This is a genomic window from Halomonas almeriensis (genome assembly GCF_030409235.1).
GTDB classification, from domain to species: Bacteria; Pseudomonadota; Gammaproteobacteria; order Pseudomonadales; family Halomonadaceae; genus Halomonas; species Halomonas almeriensis.
In genome coordinates this window covers 173,533-193,153 of the sequence record NZ_JAUFPO010000004.1, presented here as the reverse complement: position 1 = coordinate 193,153, position 19,621 = coordinate 173,533, and the positions used below count along the sequence as shown (strand labels likewise).

The following is a 19,621-nucleotide window of genomic DNA, read 5'->3' as shown; positions in this document are numbered from 1 at the left end:
CGACTGCCAGTAGGCCACCATCGGCGGCCGAATAAACAATGGTCGCGGGGAGCCCGGGGCTCCATGGACCCCTGAGATTACGCCAAACGTCGTATAACCCCCAGCCGAATGCCCTTTTGCTCATGGCGCATGTCGGTTGCGCATCCCTCTTGACAACGCCGGCCACCCTCCAGATGCAGCGCTCGATATAGGCCAGGCATCAAGCAAGACGCTGTTCCAGCACCACACCGCATTCACAGTGTGACGTCCAAGGGAACTGGTCGAACAGTGCCAGCCGCGTCAGCGCATGTGTCCGGGTCAGGATCTGCAGATTCTGCGCCAGCGTTTCCGGATTGCATGAAATATAGACGATACGCTCGTACTCGCTGAGCTGATGACAGCTCTGCTCATCCAGTCCCGCCCTGGGGGGATCCACCAGCACGGTGGAAAAATCATACTCCTGCAATGCCCAGGACTCGACACGCCGCCCGCCTTTCTCGCCCTTCAGGGCCTGGGCAAATTCCTCCGCGGACATCCGCCCCACGGTGACGTTATCGATACCATTGGCTGCCAGGTTTTCGCGAGCACTGGCCACCGAGGTCCGCGAGATCTCCGTGGCCAACACGCGCCGGAAGTTGCCGGCCAGGGCCACCGTAAAATTGGCATTGCCGCAGTACAACTCCACCAGATCACGTTCCTGGCTGCCGGCCGTGACTTCCTGTGCCCAGGCCAGCATGGTACGGCAGATCTCGGCATTGGGCTGGGTGAAGCTGTTCTCGACCTGTTGATAGTGCAGGTTGCGCCCGTTGACCTCCAGGCACTCCCAGACATGATCCCGGGTGAGAACGCGACGCTGTTTGCGGGCCCGGCCGATAAGCATGATGCCCAGCCGCGATTCGAGCTCCCGGGCCGCCTCGTCCCAGTCTTCATCGAGCTTTCGATGATAGATCAGTGTCACCAGGGCTTCGCCATCCAAGGTGGTCAGAAACTCGACCTGAAACAGGCGATGCCGCAGCAGAGGCTGGTCGCGGATGGCCTCGATGAGTCGAGGCATCAGCTCGTTGATGCGCTGCCCCGCCACCGGATACTGGTCCAGGCGCACGACACGCTTCTTGTCGGGGGCCTCGGGGTCGGCTTCGAACATGGCATAAAAGAGATCATCGCCTTCATGCCAGAGGCGAAACTCGCAGCGCTGACGATAGTGACTGGGGGGAGAGGCGTAGACCTCCAGCGGCGGCGGGCAAAAGGGCGCGAATGTCCGGCTGACATGGTCACGCTTGGCGTCCAGTTGTTCCGCGTAGCGCGGGGGATCGACAACGGGTATGGCCACGATGGCTCCTGAAAAAAATGATAAAGGATGAGGTCGACAGCCGGCAGTGGCCTTCCGGGCGTGTCAGGATAGTGGCAATGCCTCCGGTCGCTGGAAACCGAAGCGCCGCAACCCCTGATGCAAAGCGTCATTGTCAGCGCTTATCCAGGCACGATCACGCCCTGCCTGTGGATCATGGCCCTGCATGACCTGGCCGGCGCGTCGCGCGATGGCATCGCCGGAGTCCACCCAACGCAGCGGGTGCGGAGTGGCCTCGGCCAGGGCCTGTTTCAACAACGGAAAATGGGTACAACCAAGCACCAGGGTGTCCAGGCTCGGCAATTCGCCCAGCGGCGACAGCACATCACGCAACACCCCGCTATCCAACCGACCTTCCATGACCCAGCGTTCAGCCTCCGCAACCAGCGGGTCGGCGGCGATGCGGGTGACGTGACAATCCCCGGCAAACTGCTCGATCAGCCGCGACGTATAGGGACGACCGACCGTTGCACTGGTGGCCAGCAGGCCGATGTGGCGGGTCTCGCTCATGCCGGCGGCCGGCTTGATCGCCGGTACGGTGCCCACCACCGGCACGGCAAGCTGTTTTCGCAGAGGCTCCAGCGCCAGGGTGCTGGCGGTGTTGCAGGCCACCACCAGCCCGGCACAGGCACTGCTCTCGACCGCTGCCCGACAGACCCGGAGAATGCGCTCTACCAGCCAGGCATCCTCACGCAGCCCATAGGGCAGCATGGCGTTGTCACAGACATAGGCCAGACCGGCATCGGGCAATTGCCGTCGCAACGCGGCAACTACCGACAGACCGCCGACACCAGAGTCGAATACCAGAATGGGGCCTGACATCAATACGGCCCCTCAACCCCGGAAGCGCATGAACCGAGGGCGGGAGCCGTGGCAGACACCGGATGAAAGAAATGGGATGACATGGACGTCGCATGGATGATGAAGGTGAAAGGCATTCTACCTCAGACCGAGGCTCGGGCTGAAGGTTGTCAGACGGTGGGGTCCGGGGCCTCTTTCAACTCGGCATAGAGCTCCGGATAGGCGGCCTGGAGGCGTTCCAGTTCCGCCGCGGCACCCGCCGGCAGTGCCTCGGCCAACTTGTCCAGGTCGGCGTCGTCGAAGTACTCGCGAATCAGCGGGAAGAGGTGTTCACGCTCGGTGCGCAGGTAGTGACGATGCGCCTCGAGATAGGCCTTGAGGTCATCGGCGAAAGTATCCATAGGCACCACGGCGTCCATCAGGATCATGTCCAGGTCATTGGACAGTCGCTTGAGACGCGCCTTGAGGGCACGATAATCCTTGGCGAGGCTATCGGTCACGTCATCGCATTCCGGGGCACGCTCGCGCAGCCGCTCCGAGCAGACTTCCTCCAGTGGCAGGGTAAAGCCGGACATGTAGTCCAGAATGTAATCCACCACCTCCCTGACCAGCTGGAAGTTGGGGCGCTCACCGTTGGCCAGGGTCTTCTGCTTGATCTGCAGAACGTGCAACATGCGAGCCATGTTGGCATGATCCTGGCGCAGTTGGTTCAGCATGGGCATGGCGAAAGCCTCCTCTGTTGGCCGTTGGGCTCAGGCACAGCCCCTTGGACTGTCACTGGCGATCAGGGGTTCCCGTTCAGCGGCTCCCCGAGCATCCGACGTCATATCAAGCTAGACCCTGACAGCCAGGATTGCCCGCTTTGCCGTATCATGGCAGTTCACCGGCCGCTCAAGGAGCTCGACATGGACCTGTTCCAGCAAGCCACCTCCGAACAGAACGCGCCGCTGGCCTGGCGCATGCGGCCTCGACGGCTCGACGACTATGTGGGTCAGCCGGCCCTGGTGGGCCCGGGCAAGCCCATTCGTCGCATGGCCGAGACCGGTGTAATGCGTTCGATGATCCTGTGGGGCCCACCGGGCACGGGCAAGACGACCCTGGCCGAGATTCTGGCGACAGAGTCTGCTGCCCACTTCGAGAGGCTCTCGGCTGTAATGGCCGGTGTCAAGGACATCCGCGCGGCGGTCGAGCGGGCGCGCGCCGCCCAGGGGCAGGACCAGCCGACGCTGCTCTTTCTCGACGAGATCCATCGTCTAAACAAGAGTCAGCAGGATGCCCTGCTGCCGCATGTCGAGTCCGGTCTGCTGACGCTGATCGGCGCCACCACCGAGAACCCTTCCTTCGAGGTCAATTCGGCACTGCTGTCGCGTGCCAGGGTGCATGTGCTCAAGGCCTTGACCGATGAGGACGTCACGGAGGTATTGCGCCGCGCGCTGGCGGATGAAAGCCGCGGGCTCGGGCAGCGTCGGATCCGTGTCGATGAAGGGGTGCTCGAGTTGCTGGCCAGGGCCGCGGCAGGCGATGCCAGACGTGCTCTGGGCCTGCTGGAAACCGCCTGCGACTTCACCGAGCCTGAAGGCGATGGCGAGCGCCTGGCGCACCAGGTGCTGGACGATGTCATCGGCCACCAGGCCAGCGCCTTCGACAAGCAGGGGGATCACTTCTACGACCTGCTCTCGGCGATTCACAAGTCGATCCGCTCCTCACGTCCGGACGCCGGCCTGCTGTACATGGCGCGCTTCATCCAGGGTGGCGGCGACCCGCTGGACGTGATTCGCCGCCTGACCGCCATCGCCTCCGAGGACGTCGGCAATGCCGATCCCAAGGCCCTTCCGCTGACCATGGCCGCCTGGGACGCCTACCTGCGTCTGGGCGATCATGAGGGGCAGCGGGCCATTGCCCACGCCGCCACCCATCTGGCCGTGGCGCCCAAGAGCAACGCCGTTGACCAGGCCTGGAACCGCGCCAAGGCCTTTGCCGCTGCCCAGCCACGCCTCGAGGTGCCGACCTATCTGCGCAACGCGCCGACCAGCCTCATGGAGTCCCTGGGTCATGGTGATGGCTATCGCTATGCCCACAACGAGCCCAACGGCTACCCTGCCGGCCGCGACCACGACTGCTGGCCGCAGGACCTGCCCCGCGAGACCTTCTACCGGCCGACCGAATACGGCCAGGAGAAACGCTACATGCAGATGCTCGACTGGCGGGCCAGCCTGGATGACGCCGCGGACTCTGACTGAGCGTCGGACAGGGCTGGACGTGCAGCGCGCCCGGTCAGGCAATCGGGCGCGTGAAAACGACATCGTCCCCGACGAGCGGGGGTGATCCGGTGAACGAGCTCGGGGTCAGGAGCCCTGGCGAATCACATCGGTGCCTTCGGGCAGCTCCAGGGAGAAGCGGGAATCCGCGATCTCGGCATTCTGCTCAGTGTTGTCGAACTCGATGGCGGTTCGCTGGCCAGTGCTGTCGGTCATCTGCAGTCGGCCCAGGGTCTCGCTGTAAAAGGTCATCTTCAGGGACTCGAAGAGCGTATCCGGGTTTTTCGGTGTCAGCGTGAAGGTCTCCGCCGTGCCCTGCTGGGAGCGGGTCACGTCATAGCTTTCGGTCAATTCATCGGCACTGCCCGAGAGCAGCAGGGCCGGGGTATGAGTAACGCGCTCGTCCAGCGCCTGGACCGTGGCCTGCTTGAGGTCCGGATCATAGAGAGTGACCTCCGCGCCGTCCGAGACCACGATCTGCTGGTAGGGTGCATCTACTTCCCAGCGAAAACGCCCGGGGCGTGCCAGCCACATCTGCCCGGAGGCTTCCTGGAGGCGTTGGCCACCGCTGTCGAGGATCTTCTGGTCGAACTCGGCCGAGTAGGTCTTGAGCGGTTCGAGCATGCCAGCCAGTCGCTCGGCACCTTCATCGGCCGAGGCGGCAAGAGGCGTCAGTGCCACAAGGGCACCGAGGCCGAGGCAGGCTGTCCATTTGATCATTGCTTGCTCCCTGTAAGAGTGCGCCGACAGGCGCTTGGGTTGGCGTCCGTGTGGGACTGTGACCAGCAGGGTTCGGGCAAGTTGCCGAGCTGCCCGAACTTGCATGGTCCTTGCACGTTCCGGGGTCACTCTCCTCCCGGAGGACCGGCCAGCACCTCACGCGCGCCATTGCTCCCCATGGTCGAGACCACCCCGGCCGCTTCCATCGCCTCGACAAGACGCGCGGCCCGGTTGTAGCCGATCTTGAGACGACGCTGCACCGCAGATATGGACGCCCGGCGGCTCTCGGTCACGAACTGCACGGCCTCATCATAGAGCGCGTCCTGCTCGGCATCGCCACTGTCACCACCCTCGGCTTCCAAGCCCGTCAGGGCATCCGCCGAGACACCGCCGGAAAGAATCTCCTCGATGTACTCCGGCTCGCCGCGACGCTTCCAGTCCTCGACGATACGGTGAACCTCATCATCGTCGACGAAAGCAGCATGCACCCGGGTCGGCATACCCGCGCCGGCGGGCAGGTAGAGCATGTCACCATGGCCCAGCAGATTCTCGGCACCTCCCTGGTCCAGGATGGTGCGTGAATCCACCCGGGAGGACACCTGGAAGGCCATGCGCGTGGGAATGTTGGCCTTGATCAGACCGGTCACCACATCCACGGAAGGCCGCTGGGTGGCCAGGATCAAATGAATGCCGGCGGCACGGGCCTTCTGGGCCAGGCGGGCAATCAACTCCTCGACCTTCTTGCCGACGATCATGAACATGTCGGCGAATTCGTCGATGACCACCACGATATAGGGCAGCTTTTCCAGCACCGGCGGGTCCTGGTGCATTTCCCAGGGCTGCGGCTCCCAAAGGGGATCGGCCACCTGGGCGCCGGCCTGTTCGGCCTCGTCGAGCTTTTCGTTGAAGCCGGCGATGTTGCGCACCCCCATTGCTGCCATCAGCTTGTAGCGGCGTTCCATCTCGGCCACGCACCAGCGCAGAGCATTGGCGGCTTCTTTCATGTCGGTCACCACCGGGGCCAGCAGGTGCGGAATACCGTCATAAACCGACAGCTCCAGCATCTTGGGGTCGACCATGATCATGCGCACGTCTTCCGGCTGAGCCTTAAGCAGCATGGAGACCAGCATGGCATTGACCCCTACCGACTTACCCGAGCCGGTGGTGCCGGCCACCAGCAGGTGCGGCATCTTGCCCAAATTGGCCACCACCGAGCCACCGCCGATGTCCTGACCCAGCGCCAGCGTCAGCGGCGAAGCCTCGTTCTGGTAGCGGTCGGAATCGATGACCTCGCGCAAGCGGATCATGGCGCGATGCGGGTTGGGTATCTCGATACCCACGGTGGGCCTGCCCGGAATGACCTCGACCACCCGGACACTCTTGACCATCAGCGAGCGCGCCAGGTCCTTGGCCAAGTTGCTGATCTTGGAAACCTTAACCCCGGCTGCCGGCTTGATCTCGAAGCGCGTGATCACCGGCCCGGGCCAGGTGTCGACGACCTCGGCCTTGACACCGTATTCACGCAGCCGGGTCTCGAGCAGCTCGGCCATGTCGGCCAGCTGTTGATCGCTGTAATTCGGCTGATGCGGCTCGGGTGGTGTCAGCAGTCGCAGGCTCGGCAAGTCGCCATCCGGCTCGGAGAACTCTTCATAGGAGGGGCGCTGACTCTGCAGGTGCTCGACCGTCCACAACGCCGGCCCGGCACTGGCCGCCTCTCTCGCCTGGTCGGCCGTGGCCGTGGTGGACGGGGCGTCATGAGAAGGGGAAAACGCCGCCGGCACTCCGGCCTGTGCATGATCCGCCGTGGGCTGGTCGGGCCGCTGAGCGGCCGCAGACTCGCCAGCCGCCGTCGGCTCTCTGGCGGCCCGAGGCTCATGCCCGGGCTCGGCAGCGGGCGAGCTGGCATGCGTCTCGGCACGGGGCGGTGACGCCGCCTCGCGAGGAGAAGCCGGAAGCACCGACGGCAGCTCGTCGTCCTCCGGCAGAACCGGCTCGGGCACCACTTCCGGGACCCGGCGTTCAGCGCTCTCGCGGGGTGGAGCGGACGCCATGTCCTGGGTGCTGTCTCCGGAGGTGCCGTCAACCTCGCGATCCGCCGTCTGTTCCCGGTGAGCCGGCTCGTCCGTAGGTTCAGCGTCATCCCGGGTGGCCATGGAGTGGCTCGCTAGCGCCGACATGCCGGCCCCCTGCGACATGGATGGGGTGGGCGCCATAGATGCCGGTGTGTCCTCGGAAGGCGAGGACGATGTCGCCTCGAGCGGCGCTTCCTCCGACCCCGCATCGGCGGCCAGGGAGGCTGACTCGGTGATGGGCGCCTCCTGACCCACTTTGCTCTCGGCCTCCGTCACCGGCTCCGCCGGCTGGGCAGGTTCGCTCGGGAGACCGGCACCCTCTGCGCGATTCGGGCTTTCCTCGAACCCGGGTTGCGCACCGCCCTCTTCCGCTCGCCCCGCCTCGGTGGCGGCGGCAGGCGCACCCTGGACCGGGCTCGTCGGTGTATCGTCCGGCTGCGCGGCGGCAGACGCCGCATGAACAGACTCGGAATGAACTGACTCGGCATGAACTGACTCGGCATGAACAGGGGCCGCGGTTTCCTCAGCCGAGCCCGCATCAGGGCGCTCGGCCGGCGCTTGGGCGGTATCCGCGGTGGTCCTGGATGCGGTGCTCGGCGATTCGTCCCGGGTCGCCCTCAAGGGGCCGGCTACGGGCGCTTCACTGGTTTCACTATGGCCGCCGGGCATCGACAGCGTCGGTTCCCGGGGCCCCTGGGCGGTGTAGGCCGCCTCCGGCTGCTTGGCCGATGGCGTGCGCTCCGGCACCTCCCAGGGAATATCGGTTGCGCCCTGCTGATCAAAAGCGGGGTCACCGCGCTCGGCTTTCTGCAGCGCAGGCCCGGAAGCGCTGGCCATCCCCGGCACCAAACGGCGCCACCAGGCGTCGCGGGGCGCTGGTTCGACTTCATCGCGGGGTGGCGTATCGGAGGTGGTACCAGCGGCTGTCCTGGATTCGCTGCTCGACCGGGGGGCATCCGGGCTGGCGGTCTCTGCCGGGGAGTCCTCGGGTTCGCGTTGCAGCGCAAATCGCCCCGCGACCCATTGCCAGGCCGAGACGGCTCGAGCGCCGACCTCGTCCATGATGTACAGCCAGGACAGGCCGGTGAACAGCGGCACACCACAGAGCATCGCCGCGAGTGCCAACAGCGAGGTACCTCCGCTACCCACCAGGGGCAACAAGGCCCCGACCAGGCCCTCGCCGAGAATGCCGCCGGCGCCATAGGGCAAGGGGCTGTCGGGACGATAGAAATGCAGGGCGCCCAGAGTCGTGGATCCCAGCAGCAGCAACAGCAGGCCGCCGCAACGCACGGCCAGCAGGGTCGCATCCCAGTGCAGGGTGACCTGACGTGAGCGAATCAGCCACCAGGCTGCAAAACCGAGCATGGCCGGCCACCACAGGGCGCTTGCCCCCAGCAGCGAATACAGCACATCCGCCAGCCAGGCCCCGATGGCACCCATCCAGTTGGCGACTTGCGTTTCAGGCCCGCTGCGCGACCAGCCGGGGTCCGCGGCATCAAAGCTGAACAGGGCCAACAATAAAAACACACAGACCGCCAGCAGCAAGATGATCACACCCTCGCGTACCGACCCCTGTAGACGCAGGCCGAAGCGCCTGGCCGTTTCCTTGGCGTTCGCCGCACGTTGCTGCGACGTAGTGTTCTTCTTGGCAGTCAAGCGGGCATCCCCTTGCGCTCATGGCGTCTTCCAGATTCCATAGACACCAATCATACCGAGCCTGGCCGTACCGTCACAGGGGCAGATGACTTGAGTCATCGATTGGGGCCCGGCAAACTGCGCCTTTTGAATGCGAGAAAGTGGTACATGCTGTCCTGGCTCCCCGAAAAGCCGGTGGATTTTCCGCCGGTCTCAAGCGCGCTCGACGAGCCGGATGGCCTCCTGGCAGCGGGGGGTGCCCTTACGCCCGACTGGCTGCTGGCGGCCTACCGTCGTGGCATCTTTCCCTGGTACAGCGACGGCCAGCCTCTGCTGTGGTGGAGCCCAAACCCTCGCATGGTGCTTTTTCCCGAACGCATCCGGGTGCGCCGCAGCCTGGCCAAGCGCTGGCGCAACGCAGGCTTCGGGGTGACAGCCAACACCGCCTTCGATAGCGTGATTGATGCCTGCGCGGCACCGCGGGAGGGGGATTCGGGCACCTGGATCACCGGCGCGATGCGAGACGCTTACTGCCGGCTCCATGACATGGGCAGCGCCCATTCCCTCGAGGTATGGCAGGCCGGGGAGCTGGCCGGCGGTCTCTACGGTATCGCGCTGGGCCCGGTATTTTTCGGCGAGTCGATGTTTTCCCGCAAAAGCGACGCATCCAAGATTGCCCTGGTGGCCCTGGCACGCTCCATGCAGGCCGGTGGCGGCCGCCTGATCGACTGCCAGATGCACACCTCACACCTGGCCAGCCTGGGCGCCCAGGACATCGCCCGATCGACATTCGTCAGCTATCTTGACCAGTGGCTGGGCCAGCTTGCGAGCGAAGCCCATGGCCGATCGTCCGTCGCGGGCGCCGCGACCTGGCCCTTCGCCCCACTGCCTGCCCAGACCTGATGGTGCAAGGCCCGACAGGAGGCTCAAGCGTTGAGCAGCAACTCCCCCCGACAACCCGTGCGTGACCTGCGTTTTTACCTTACGGTGCCGCATGCCTGCAGTTATCTGGAGGGGCGTGAGGCGACCACGCTGTTTCTTGACCCTCAGCAGTCGCCGGGCGAGAGCGTCTACGACGCCCTGACTCTGCTCGGCTTTCGTCGCAGTGGCCAGCACCTGTATCGGCCCCATTGCGAAAACTGCAGTGCCTGCGTCTCGGTGCGGGTGCCGGTCGAGGCCTTCACCCCGAGCCGCTCCCAGCGCAAGCTGGCCTCCCGCAATGCCGATCTTACCCAGCATGTGCGCCCGGCGGTCTTCGATGCCGAACACTACTCGCTGTATGCCCACTACATTCGCGTCCGCCACCGGGATGGCGACATGTATCCCCCCAGTTATGACCAGTACCGCACCTTCCTGAACCTCGACCAGGACTATGCGAAGTTACTGGAGCTGCGCCTGGGAGGCCGACTGCTGGCCGTGTCGGCCTTCGACCAGCTGCAGCATGGCCTGTCGGCGATCTACACCTTCTTCGATCCCGCCAGCCAGTTCGCGCGCCGCTCCCTGGGCACCCAGGCTGTCCTCTGCCTGATCGATCTGGCCAGCCAACTCGGTCTGCCCCACGTCTATCTGGGCTACTGGATTCAGCAATCCCGCAAGATGGCCTACAAGCAGAACTTTCGCCCGCTGGAGCGGCTCGACGGTCGACACTGGCGACGCCTCATCCTCGATTGAGGGCGCGCATTCTTTGCCTTGGCGGTCGGCATGCGGCACAATATCGCGCTATCTCTATCGGTACAGGCGGCAGCAGGCCGTTGATGTGCCGCTTTGTTTCGTCAACATCAGCGAGGAATTGCCTATATGGCACGCGAAGACCATATCGAAATGGAAGGGGTCGTGGTCGACACCCTTCCCAACACCACGTTTCGGGTCGAGCTCGAGAACGGTCACGTCGTTACAGCCCACATTTCCGGCAAGATGCGCAAGAACTACATCCGCATTCTTACCGGCGACAAGGTCAAGGTCGAACTGACACCCTACGACCTCTCCAAGGGCCGTATCGTCTACCGCTCCCGCTGAGGCATCGTCGAGGCCCCGGGCGCCGAGCGCAACTCTCTCGCGGCTTATCGCGAGGCACTAGGTCGTGCATAGCAGATTGGGCCGTGACCGCCACCCGGCCGGCTGATACCGGCATAGCCGCCCCCTCCGCGAGACGCCCACGGATCGGCGAATCTTGAGGTCGTCAGCACGCGCCCGGAAGCTGGAATCCGCCGACTGACGCCGGTGCGACCTTCGCGCTTTCACAACTTCCTTTCCGGTAAAAAAACGCCCCGTCCGTGGACAGGGCGCTGATTCTGCTGGACAGTCTGCCAAGTCAGGGAGCGTCGGCGAGCTCGGACTCCGCCTCAAGGTGGAGTTCGTCGCCCTCGACGCTGACGTGCACCACCCCGCCATGCTCCGCCAGGTCGCCGAACAGAATCTGCTCGGCCAGTGGCTTCTTGAGATGCTCCTGGATCAGGCGGGCCATGGGACGCGCCCCCATGTCCGGGTCATAACCCCGCTTGGCCAGCCAGTCGCGAGCGGCCTCATCGACATCCAGCTGCACGCGCTTCTCGTCCAGCTGCGCCTGCAGCTCGACCAGGAACTTGTCCACGACGTTGCGCACGACGTCCATAGGCAGCGAGTGGAACTGGATGATGCCGTCCAGACGATTGCGGAATTCCGGCGTGAAGGTCTGACGAATGGCCTCCATGGCATCCGAGGAGTGATCCTGAGTCTGGAAGCCGATGGAACGGCGCGTGGTCATTTCGACACCGGCATTCGAGGTCATGACCAGAATCACATGCCGGAAGTCGGCCTCGCGCCCATTGTTATCGGTCAGCTTGCCGTGGTCCATGACCTGCAACAGCAGGTTGAAGACTTCCGGGTGCGCCTTTTCGATCTCGTCGAGCAGGAGAACGCAGTGAGGCTGCTTGGTGATGGCTTCGGTGAGCAAGCCGCCCTGGTCATAGCCGACATACCCCGGCGGAGCGCCGATGAGTCGCGACACCGTGTGACGCTCCATGTACTCGGACATGTCGAAGCGCACCAGATCGATCCCCATGATGTGCGACAACTGACGCGCCACTTCGGTTTTGCCCACCCCAGTCGGGCCGGCGAACAGGAAGCTGCCGACCGGCTTGTCGGGTGACTTGAGCCCGGCGCGGGACAGCTTGATCGCCGCAGAGAGGCTGTCGATGGCCTCGTCCTGACCGAAGACCAGCATCTTCAGATCACGCTCCAGGTTTTCGAGCAGCTTGCGATCCGAGCTGGAGACGCTCTTCGGCGGAATCCGGGCAATCGAGGCGACCACCGCCTCGACCTGATCGACATCGATGCTGTCGACGCGCATTTCCGACGGCAGCAGGCGCTGGTGGGCACCGGCCTCGTCAATGACGTCGATGGCCTTGTCGGGCAGGAAGCGATCATTGATGTACCGATCGGCCAGGCGTGCCGCGGTTTCCAGGGCTTCATCGGTGTACTTGAGCTGATGATGCTCCTCGAAGCGCGCGCGCAGCCCCTTGAGGATCCGCACGGTGTCCTCAACGGAGGGTGCCATGACATCGACCTTCTGGAAACGACGTGCCAGGGCCCGGTCCTTTTCGAAGATGCCGCGAAACTCCTGGAAGGTCGTCGAGCCGATGCAGCGCAATTCACCGGAAGACAACAGTGGCTTGAGCAGGTTGGATGCATCCATGACACCGCCGGAAGCCGCGCCGGCCCCGATCACGGTATGAATCTCATCGATGAAGAGAATGGAATTGGGCTGCTTGCGCAACTCCGCCAGGAGCCCCTTCAGACGCTTCTCGAAATCCCCGCGGTACTTGGTGCCAGCCAGCAGAGCGCCCATGTCGAGGGAGTAGACCACCGCATCACTGATGACATCCGGCACGTCTTTTTCGACGATACGCTTGGCGAGCCCCTCGGCGATGGCCGTCTTGCCGACACCGGCCTCACCGACCAGCAGGGGGTTGTTCTTGCGGCGCCGTGCCAGGATCTGCACGACGCGCTCGAGCTCATGGTCGCGGCCGATCAGCGGGTCGATCTTGCCGATCCGCGCCTGCTCGTTGAGATCGGTGGCATAGCTGGTCAGGGGGTTGTTGCCGGTGTCACTGCCCGCCTCTTCGGCGTCCTCGGCTTCGGAAGGTGACGAGGAGCTGCCCTCATCATTGTTGTGGCCGGAGACCTTGGAAATGCCATGCGCAATGTAGTTGACGGCATCGACGCGTGCGACATTCTGCTGCTTGAGGAAGTAGACGGCCTGGCTCTCCTGCTCGGAGAAGATGGCGACCAGCACATTGGCGCCGGTCACCTCACTCTTGCCGGAGGACTGAACATGGAAGACGGCCCGCTGCAGTACGCGCTGAAAGCCCAGTGTCGGCTGAGTCTCACGATCGCCCTGATCCTCGGGGATCAGTGGCGTGGTGGAGTTGATGAAATCCTGCAGGTCGGACCGCAGCTTGTCGATATTGGCCCCGCAGGCCTTGAGCACATCAGCCGCCGAAGCGTTATCCAGCAAGGCCAGCAGCAGGTGCTCCACGGTCATGAACTCGTGACGCTTAGAGCGCGCTACGGTAAAGGCCGTGTTGAGGGTGAGTTCAAGTTCTTTGCTCAGCATGGCAGTCCCCTTCTCGCCGCTTAGGGCTTGCGTCGGATCTTGATCGGCCCGGCATCCTTAACAATCGGGTACAAATGTCGGCTTTGCAAGTCGGCTCACCAACGCAACACCGCCATTCTTCCCGCACCGGAGTGGGGCTCAATCATCCGCCGCCTCGATATCGCACAGCAACGGGTGCTGGCACTCTCTTGCATATTCGTTCACCAGGTGGCTCTTCGTCTCCGCGATGTCCCGGGTAAAGATGCCACAGGTGCCCTTGCCCTGGGTGTGAACCGCCAGCATGACCTGGACGGCATTTTCACTGTCCATGTAGAAGAAGGTCTGCAACACCTCGACAACAAAGTCCATGGGCGTGAAGTCGTCGTTGTGCAGCACTACCTTGTACATCGGTGGTTGCGCCAGCTCCGGCTCGGAGGGCTGCACGGCAACATCCCCGTCATCCTGATCGGGCTCCGGGGGGCGGGTCATGCCGGCATGCGGGGATGCCGGGTCGCCGCCGACGGACGTGGATCGTGTCTGGAACATAAACGTCACTATCGTGATGAGCAAGCCGCACAGCACCTGTATAGTGCTTCAGACACCACGCGGCTTGATCGGGTTCATCCTGAAAGGCGACGGAACCCGCCGCCCCACTATACGATCAGTCGGCTGATACCAGCGCCAGGGCGGCATTGAGCGTCCGGCTGGGTCGCATGGCATCACGCGCCAGATCACCATCCGGATGATAGTAGCCGCCGATGTCCACCGGGTGACCCTGAACCTGGCTGAGTTCCTCGACTACCTGGTCTTCCTGAGCCGTCAACTCCTCGGCCAGCCGCGAGAACAGCGACTTGAGCTCGGCATCGTCATCCTGCTCGGCCAGGGCCTTCGCCCAGTAGAGGGCCAGATAGAAGTGGCTGCCCCGGTTGTCCAGTTCACCGACCTTGCGCGACGGCGACTTGTTGCTGCGCAGGAATTCGCCATTGGCCTGATCAAGGGCCGAGGCCAGCACGCGAGCCCGCGGGTTGTCGAAGCGCTTGCCAAGGTGCTCCAGAGAAGCCGCCAGCGCCAGGAATTCACCCAGGGAGTCCCAACGCAGATGATTTTCCTCGAGCAACTGCTGCACGTGCTTGGGGGCACTGCCGCCGGCCCCGGTCTCAAAAAGCCCGCCGCCGTTCATCAGCGGCACGATGGAGAGCATCTTGGCGCTGGTGCCAAGCTCCATGATCGGGAAGAGGTCGGTCAGATAGTCGCGCAGCACATTGCCGGTCACCGAAATGGTATCCAGCCCCTGACGGATGCGCTGCAGGGAGAGCTGCATGGCTTCCATGGGCGCCATGACGCGAATGTCCAGACCTCCCAGGTCGTGATCTTTGAGGTAGGTCTCGACCTTGCGGATCAGTTGAGCATCATGCGCGCGCTCGGCATCCAACCAGAAAACGGCCGGCGTATCGCTTTCGCGTGCCCGAGTCACGGCCAGCTTGACCCAGTCCTCGATCGGCGCGTCCTTGGTCTGGCACATGCGCCAGATATCGCCCTGCTCGACACGATGCTCGAACAGCACCTCACCCGACGCCGTGGTGACGCGCACCGTACCGTCGGCGGGAATCTCGAAGGTCTTGTCGTGTGACCCATACTCCTCGGCTTTCTGCGCCATCAGGCCGACATTGGGCACACTGCCCATGGTGGTCGGATCAAAGGCCCCATTCTCGCGGCAGTCGTCGATGACGGCCTGATAGATGCCCGCATAGCAACGATCGGGAATCACCGCTTTGGCATCATGCTGGGCATCATCGGCCCCCCACATCTTGCCGCCGTCGCGGATCATCGCCGGCATGGAGGCGTCGATGATCACATCACTGGGCACATGCAGGTTGGTAATGCCCTTGTGAGAGTCGACCATGGCCATGCTCGGTCGCTCGGCGTAGAGGGCGTCGATGTCACCCCGAATCTCGCTCTGCTTGTCTTCGGCCAGCTTGCCGATGACGCTGTAGAGATCACCGATGCCGTTGTTGGTGTCGAAGCCGACACTCGCCAGGTCATCGGCATGCTTGTCGAGCACCTCGCGGTAGAACTCGCTGACCACGGCGCCGAAGATGATCGGGTCCGAGACCTTCATCATGGTGGCCTTGAGATGCAGCGAGAAGAGCACGCCCTGGCGTTTGGCATCCGCCACCTGCTCGGCCACGAAGTCCAGTAGTGCCCGGCGACTCATGACCGCGGCGTCCAACACCTCGCCCTCGAGTACGGCAACCGACTCCTTGAGCACACTGACGTCGCCGTTGTCGGCGGCCAGCTCGATGGTCACGCTGGTCTCGGCATCAATGCAGGCCGACTGCTCGCTGCCGTAGAAATCACCTTCCGACATGTGTGCCACATGCGAGCGGGATTCCGGGGACCACTGCCCCATGCGGTGCGGATACTGACGCGCAAAAGCCTTCACCGAACCCGGCGCACGCCGGTCGCTGTTGCCCTCGCGCAGCACGGGGTTGACGGCACTGCCCTTGGCCCGGTCGAAGCGCTCCTTGATCTCGCGCTCTTCCTGGCTGGCCGGCTCATCCGGGTAGTCCGGCAGTGCGTAACCCTGGCCCTGGAGCTCCCTAATGGCGGCCTTAAGCTGGGGCAGCGAGGCGCTGATATTGGGCAGCTTGATGATGTTCGCCTCGGGCGTCCTGGCCATTTGGCCGAGCTCGGCCAAATGGTCACCAAGCTGCTGCTCGGGCGTCAGCCTGTCGGGAAACTGCGCAATGATCCGGCCGGCAAGCGAGATATCGCGGGTCTCGACCGAAATGCCCGCCGAATCGGTGTAGGCATCGATGATCGGCAAGAGCGAGTGGGTCGCTAGAGCCGGCGCTTCATCGGTCAGCGTATAGATAATCTTCGGCGTTTTTGACATATTGACGTGGCGTCCTTTTAACAATGCTGGGCATGGGCTGACGGTGGATCATCCATGCAGGAAATCACCGGAAACGAGCCTGCTCAACCGCCTTGCGGATGAACGGCGCCATCAAGCGGACGGCTCGCATGCCGGCTCTTTCGGCCTCGCGGTGCTGCTGAGCGGTCTCGCGGGCGCTAGTGTGAGAGGCCAGCATTATATCAGCCCGCCGCCGGGGACGCATGAGCGGGGTAGCCGGGCAACGATGCCGACGACTGACATACACGCCAGGGGCGAGAGGCCGGATGAGCGGATTGTATCTTCTACACAAGCCCTACCGGGTGCTGTCCCAGTTCTCCGATGAGCCTGGCCCGTCGGAGGGGCGAGCGAGTGCGGAAACGCCGCGTCGCGCCACCCTCGCGGACTACATCAGCGTGCCCGACATCTATCCGGCAGGACGCCTGGATCATGACTCCGAGGGTTTGTTGCTGCTGTCCGACGACGGGGAACTCATCCACCGCATCAGTCACCCCCGTTACAAGCAACCCAAGACCTACTGGGTACAGGTCGAGGGGCGACCGGATGACGCCGCGCTCGGCGCCTTGAAGTCGGGCATCGCGCTGCGCGATGGCATGACCCGACCGGCCCGTGTTCGTCGTCTGCAGACGGCTCCGACAACACCCCGGCACCCACCGATTGACCCCCGCCGGCATCCCGTGACCCAATGGCTGGAGCTGATCATCAGCGAGGGCCGCAACCGACAGGTGCGCCGCATGACCGCCCATGTCGGCCACCCCACGCTGCGCCTGATCCGCTGGGCAGTCGGCCCCTGGACACTGGACGGCCTGGCACCCGGCGAGTGGCGACACCAGACCCTCAATTCGCCTCGGCGCCCAGCCTCGCGCCGGCCATCCAGGAGGAAGCGCCAATGAGCCGCTGGCAACCCTTCGTCAGTGTCGCCACTGTCGTGGAACGCGCAGGCTGTTACCTCATGGTCGAGGAAGCCACCCAGGGCGCCACGACACTGTTCAATCAGCCCGCCGGCCACCTGGAACCCGATGAGCGGATTCGTGACGCGGCACTGCGCGAGTTGCGCGAAGAGACGGCCTGGCAGGTCGGTATCACCGACTACCTGGGCATATATATCTATCGCACCCCGGACGGCAAGACCTTTCACAGTCATGGCTTTCACGGCATGGCCCTGGCCTATCTAGGCAATGCGCTGGATACCTCCATCGTGGCGGTTCACTGGCTGTCGCTGGAGGAGCTCGAAGCGCTGGATCGTGAAGGACGCTTGCGCAGCCCGCTGGTCATGCGCCGCGTCCGCGACGCCATGGCCGAACGCTTCTACCCCATGGATGTGATACACGAGCTCTAAAGAAGGAAGAGTGAAGACGAAAGAGAGAAGAAGAAAGAAAAAGTGCCAACCGACGACGTTGAGACTGCCCTCTTCCTTCTTCAAGGCGCGAAGCGCCGTTCTTCCCACTTGCCCGGGGTGACGCAGGCTTTTCACCGGCGCAAAGCTTCGAGCTTCGATTTCAAATCAGGTACAATTCCACCCCATTTGCGACCGATTCAACCCGAGAGCGCCATGACAGCCATCAACGGCAAGGTCATCGTCGGCATGTCCGGCGGTGTCGATTCCTCTGTTTCCGCCCAGCTGCTGATCGAACAAGGCTATGAGGTGGAGGGCCTGTTCATGAAGAACTGGGACGAGGACGACGGCACCGAGTACTGCACCGCCAAGGAAGATCTGGCGGATGCCGAGGCGGTGTGCCGCAAGCTGGGCATTCACCTGCACACGGCCAACTTCGCCGCCGAATACTGGGACAATGTGTTCGAGCATTTCCTCGCCGAATACCAGGCGGGACGAACGCCCAACCCCGACATCCTCTGCAACCGTGAGATCAAGTTCAAGGTCTTCCTTGAATACGCCGAAATGCTGGGCGCCGACTGGATCGCCACGGGCCATTATGTACGCCGTGGAGAGCGCGATGGCCGCGCCCGGCTGCTCAAGGGGCTGGATGTCAACAAGGACCAGAGTTACTTTCTGCATGCCGTGCCGGAAGCCGCCATCGCCCGCAGCCTCTTTCCCGTCGGCGAGCTGGAAAAATCCGAGGTGCGGGCCATTGCCGAGCGACATGAGCTGGCCACGGCCCGCAAGAAGGACTCCACCGGCATCTGTTTCATCGGCGAACGCCGCTTCCGCGACTTCCTGCAACAGTACCTGCCGGCTCAGCCAGGCAATATCGAGACGCCCGAGGGCGACGTCATCGGTGAACACATGGGGTTGATGTACTATACCCTGGGGCAGCGCCAGGGACTGGGTATCGGCGGTGTGGCCAACTACCCGGACGCGCCCTGGTATGTCGCCGGCAAGGACCTGACGCGCAATGTGCTGACCGTGGTCCAGGGCAAGCATCATGCCCTGCTGTATACCGACAGCCTGGCCACCGAAGCCATGGATTGGGTGGCCGGCGCGGCGCCGGTGGATCAGGGGCGCTACATGGCCAAGACGCGTTACCGCCAGGAGGATGTGCCCTGTACCATTCGGGTCACGCCCGGCAATGAAGTCGAGGTGCGCTTCGACGATCCGCAATGGGCCGTCACGCCTGGCCAGTCCCTCGTCCTGTATGACGGCGACATCTGCCTGGGCGGCGGCGTCATACGCTCCATCTGGAATGCCTCGGAGACCGCTGCATGACGACATCCACGCCGATTCATCCGGCCCCGCAGTCTGCCACCGGACGACAGGCCCTGGCTCTGGCCGGGGTCTTCCAGTCGGCCAGCCTGGTGGACGAGCTGGCGCGCACCGGCCATGTCGATCAGCGCGCCTGGGATACGCTGATACATGCCACCCTGGACACCCATCCGGAAAACTTCGAATCCATCTACGGCGGCCATCCCAACAACCTGCGCCAGGGCCTGGATACCCTCGACAGCATGTTGGGGCGTCGTCAGGCCAACCCTGTGGTGATGCGTTACGGCTTCGGCCTGTTGATGCTGATGGGCAAGCTGCGGGGCAACGACAGCATGATGGATGATCTGGGTCAGCGCCTGTCACGGACCCGAGCCCAGGCCGAGCATTTCGGTGAAACCCACGAAAACATCATCGCCAGCCTCGGCGAGGCCTATCAGCAGACGCTCTCGACCCTCAAGACCCGCATCGTCGTGCAGGGCGACCAGTCGCTGCTGCAGAGCCGCATGATGCCCGAGCGGGTACGCGCCGGTCTGCTCGCCGGCGTGCGCTTCGCCCTGCTCTGGCACCAGCAGGGCGGACGTCGCTGGAAGCTGCTGTTTCAACGCGGTGCCCTGAAAAAAGCCCTCGACACCCTGTAACCGACCATCTCGATTCGGAAC

At 63.8% G+C, this 19,621-nt stretch carries 16 protein-coding genes; 8 read left to right on the top strand and 8 right to left on the bottom strand.

Features of this window, described 5'->3' with window-relative positions:
- Positions 1 to 199: 199 nt before the first annotated feature.
- The 3 genes from trmA to QWY74_RS02365 all read right to left on the bottom strand — a co-directional run bounded on the left by trmA (position 200) and on the right by QWY74_RS02365 (position 2,844).
- Entirely contained in the window at positions 200 to 1,309 is a 1,110-nt protein-coding gene (trmA, locus tag QWY74_RS02375) for a tRNA (uridine(54)-C5)-methyltransferase TrmA (protein ID WP_264823691.1), read from the bottom strand.
- Positions 1,310 to 1,372: 63 nt separating this feature from the next.
- Positions 1,373 to 2,149: a glutamate racemase gene (murI, locus tag QWY74_RS02370; RefSeq protein ID WP_264823692.1), complete on the bottom strand. Its 777-nt coding sequence runs from the start codon at positions 2,147 to 2,149 to the stop codon at positions 1,373 to 1,375.
- A gap of 149 nt (positions 2,150 to 2,298) precedes the next feature.
- The gene (locus QWY74_RS02365; protein ID WP_290313678.1) at positions 2,299 to 2,844 is read right to left on the bottom strand and encodes a hemerythrin domain-containing protein; all 546 of its coding nucleotides are present in this window, start codon (positions 2,842 to 2,844) and stop codon (positions 2,299 to 2,301) included.
- A 189-nt stretch (positions 2,845 to 3,033) separates the two neighbouring features.
- On the opposite strand from QWY74_RS02365, the gene QWY74_RS02360 reads away from it, so the two are divergent.
- Complete coding sequence (locus QWY74_RS02360) at positions 3,034 to 4,368, top strand: replication-associated recombination protein A (protein WP_264823693.1); 1,335 nt, start codon at positions 3,034 to 3,036, stop codon at positions 4,366 to 4,368.
- A 105-nt stretch (positions 4,369 to 4,473) separates the two neighbouring features.
- Here the strand turns inward: QWY74_RS02360 and lolA are convergent, their stop codons facing one another.
- Both lolA and QWY74_RS02350 read right to left on the bottom strand, forming a co-directional pair.
- The gene (lolA, locus tag QWY74_RS02355; protein ID WP_264823694.1) at positions 4,474 to 5,106 is read right to left on the bottom strand and encodes an outer membrane lipoprotein periplasmic chaperone LolA; all 633 of its coding nucleotides are present in this window, start codon (positions 5,104 to 5,106) and stop codon (positions 4,474 to 4,476) included.
- Between the two features lie 125 nt (positions 5,107 to 5,231).
- Positions 5,232 to 8,834 (bottom strand): DNA translocase FtsK, encoded by a 3,603-nt coding sequence (locus QWY74_RS02350; protein ID WP_290313676.1) that lies wholly within the window; start codon positions 8,832 to 8,834, stop codon positions 5,232 to 5,234.
- A gap of 147 nt (positions 8,835 to 8,981) precedes the next feature.
- Between QWY74_RS02350 and aat the strand changes: the two genes are divergently transcribed.
- The 3 genes from aat to infA all read left to right on the top strand — a co-directional run bounded on the left by aat (position 8,982) and on the right by infA (position 10,829).
- Positions 8,982 to 9,716, top strand: coding sequence for a leucyl/phenylalanyl-tRNA--protein transferase (gene aat, locus QWY74_RS02345; RefSeq protein ID WP_264823696.1), 735 nt, complete (start codon positions 8,982 to 8,984; stop codon positions 9,714 to 9,716).
- Positions 9,717 to 9,746: 30 nt separating this feature from the next.
- Positions 9,747 to 10,484 (top strand): arginyltransferase, encoded by a 738-nt coding sequence (locus QWY74_RS02340; protein WP_264823697.1) that lies wholly within the window; start codon positions 9,747 to 9,749, stop codon positions 10,482 to 10,484.
- Between the two features lie 126 nt (positions 10,485 to 10,610).
- Entirely contained in the window at positions 10,611 to 10,829 is a 219-nt protein-coding gene (gene infA / locus QWY74_RS02335) for a translation initiation factor IF-1 (RefSeq protein WP_141317802.1), read from the top strand.
- Positions 10,830 to 11,124: 295 nt separating this feature from the next.
- Here infA and clpA read toward each other — a convergent pair whose 3' ends face one another.
- The 3 genes from clpA to QWY74_RS02320 form a co-directional block, all read right to left on the bottom strand.
- Complete coding sequence (gene clpA, locus QWY74_RS02330) at positions 11,125 to 13,407, bottom strand: ATP-dependent Clp protease ATP-binding subunit ClpA (RefSeq protein ID WP_264823698.1); 2,283 nt, start codon at positions 13,405 to 13,407, stop codon at positions 11,125 to 11,127.
- A 138-nt stretch (positions 13,408 to 13,545) separates the two neighbouring features.
- Entirely contained in the window at positions 13,546 to 13,932 is a 387-nt protein-coding gene (gene clpS, locus QWY74_RS02325; RefSeq protein WP_435389106.1) for an ATP-dependent Clp protease adapter ClpS, read from the bottom strand.
- Between the two features lie 115 nt (positions 13,933 to 14,047).
- On the bottom strand, positions 14,048 to 16,282 hold the full coding sequence (locus QWY74_RS02320) for an NADP-dependent isocitrate dehydrogenase (RefSeq protein WP_290313675.1): 2,235 nt from the start codon (positions 16,280 to 16,282) through the stop codon (positions 14,048 to 14,050).
- A 284-nt stretch (positions 16,283 to 16,566) separates the two neighbouring features.
- On the opposite strand from QWY74_RS02320, the gene QWY74_RS02315 reads away from it, so the two are divergent.
- From QWY74_RS02315 to hflD, 4 genes are all read left to right on the top strand, one after another.
- Positions 16,567 to 17,193 carry a pseudouridine synthase gene (locus QWY74_RS02315; RefSeq protein ID WP_264823700.1) on the top strand — a complete coding sequence of 209 codons (627 nt, stop codon included), beginning with the start codon at positions 16,567 to 16,569 and terminating at the stop codon, positions 17,191 to 17,193.
- Positions 17,190 to 17,639: an NUDIX domain-containing protein gene (locus QWY74_RS02310; protein WP_264823701.1), complete on the top strand. Its 450-nt coding sequence runs from the start codon at positions 17,190 to 17,192 to the stop codon at positions 17,637 to 17,639. The genes QWY74_RS02315 and QWY74_RS02310 overlap by 4 nt, the downstream gene beginning before the upstream one ends.
- A 213-nt stretch (positions 17,640 to 17,852) precedes the next feature.
- The gene (gene mnmA, locus QWY74_RS02305; protein WP_264823702.1) at positions 17,853 to 18,965 is read left to right on the top strand and encodes a tRNA 2-thiouridine(34) synthase MnmA; all 1,113 of its coding nucleotides are present in this window, start codon (positions 17,853 to 17,855) and stop codon (positions 18,963 to 18,965) included.
- Positions 18,962 to 19,600: a high frequency lysogenization protein HflD gene (gene hflD / locus QWY74_RS02300; RefSeq protein ID WP_264823703.1), complete on the top strand. Its 639-nt coding sequence runs from the start codon at positions 18,962 to 18,964 to the stop codon at positions 19,598 to 19,600. The genes mnmA and hflD overlap by 4 nt, the downstream gene beginning before the upstream one ends.
- The last annotated feature ends 21 nt before the right edge of the window (positions 19,601 to 19,621 follow it).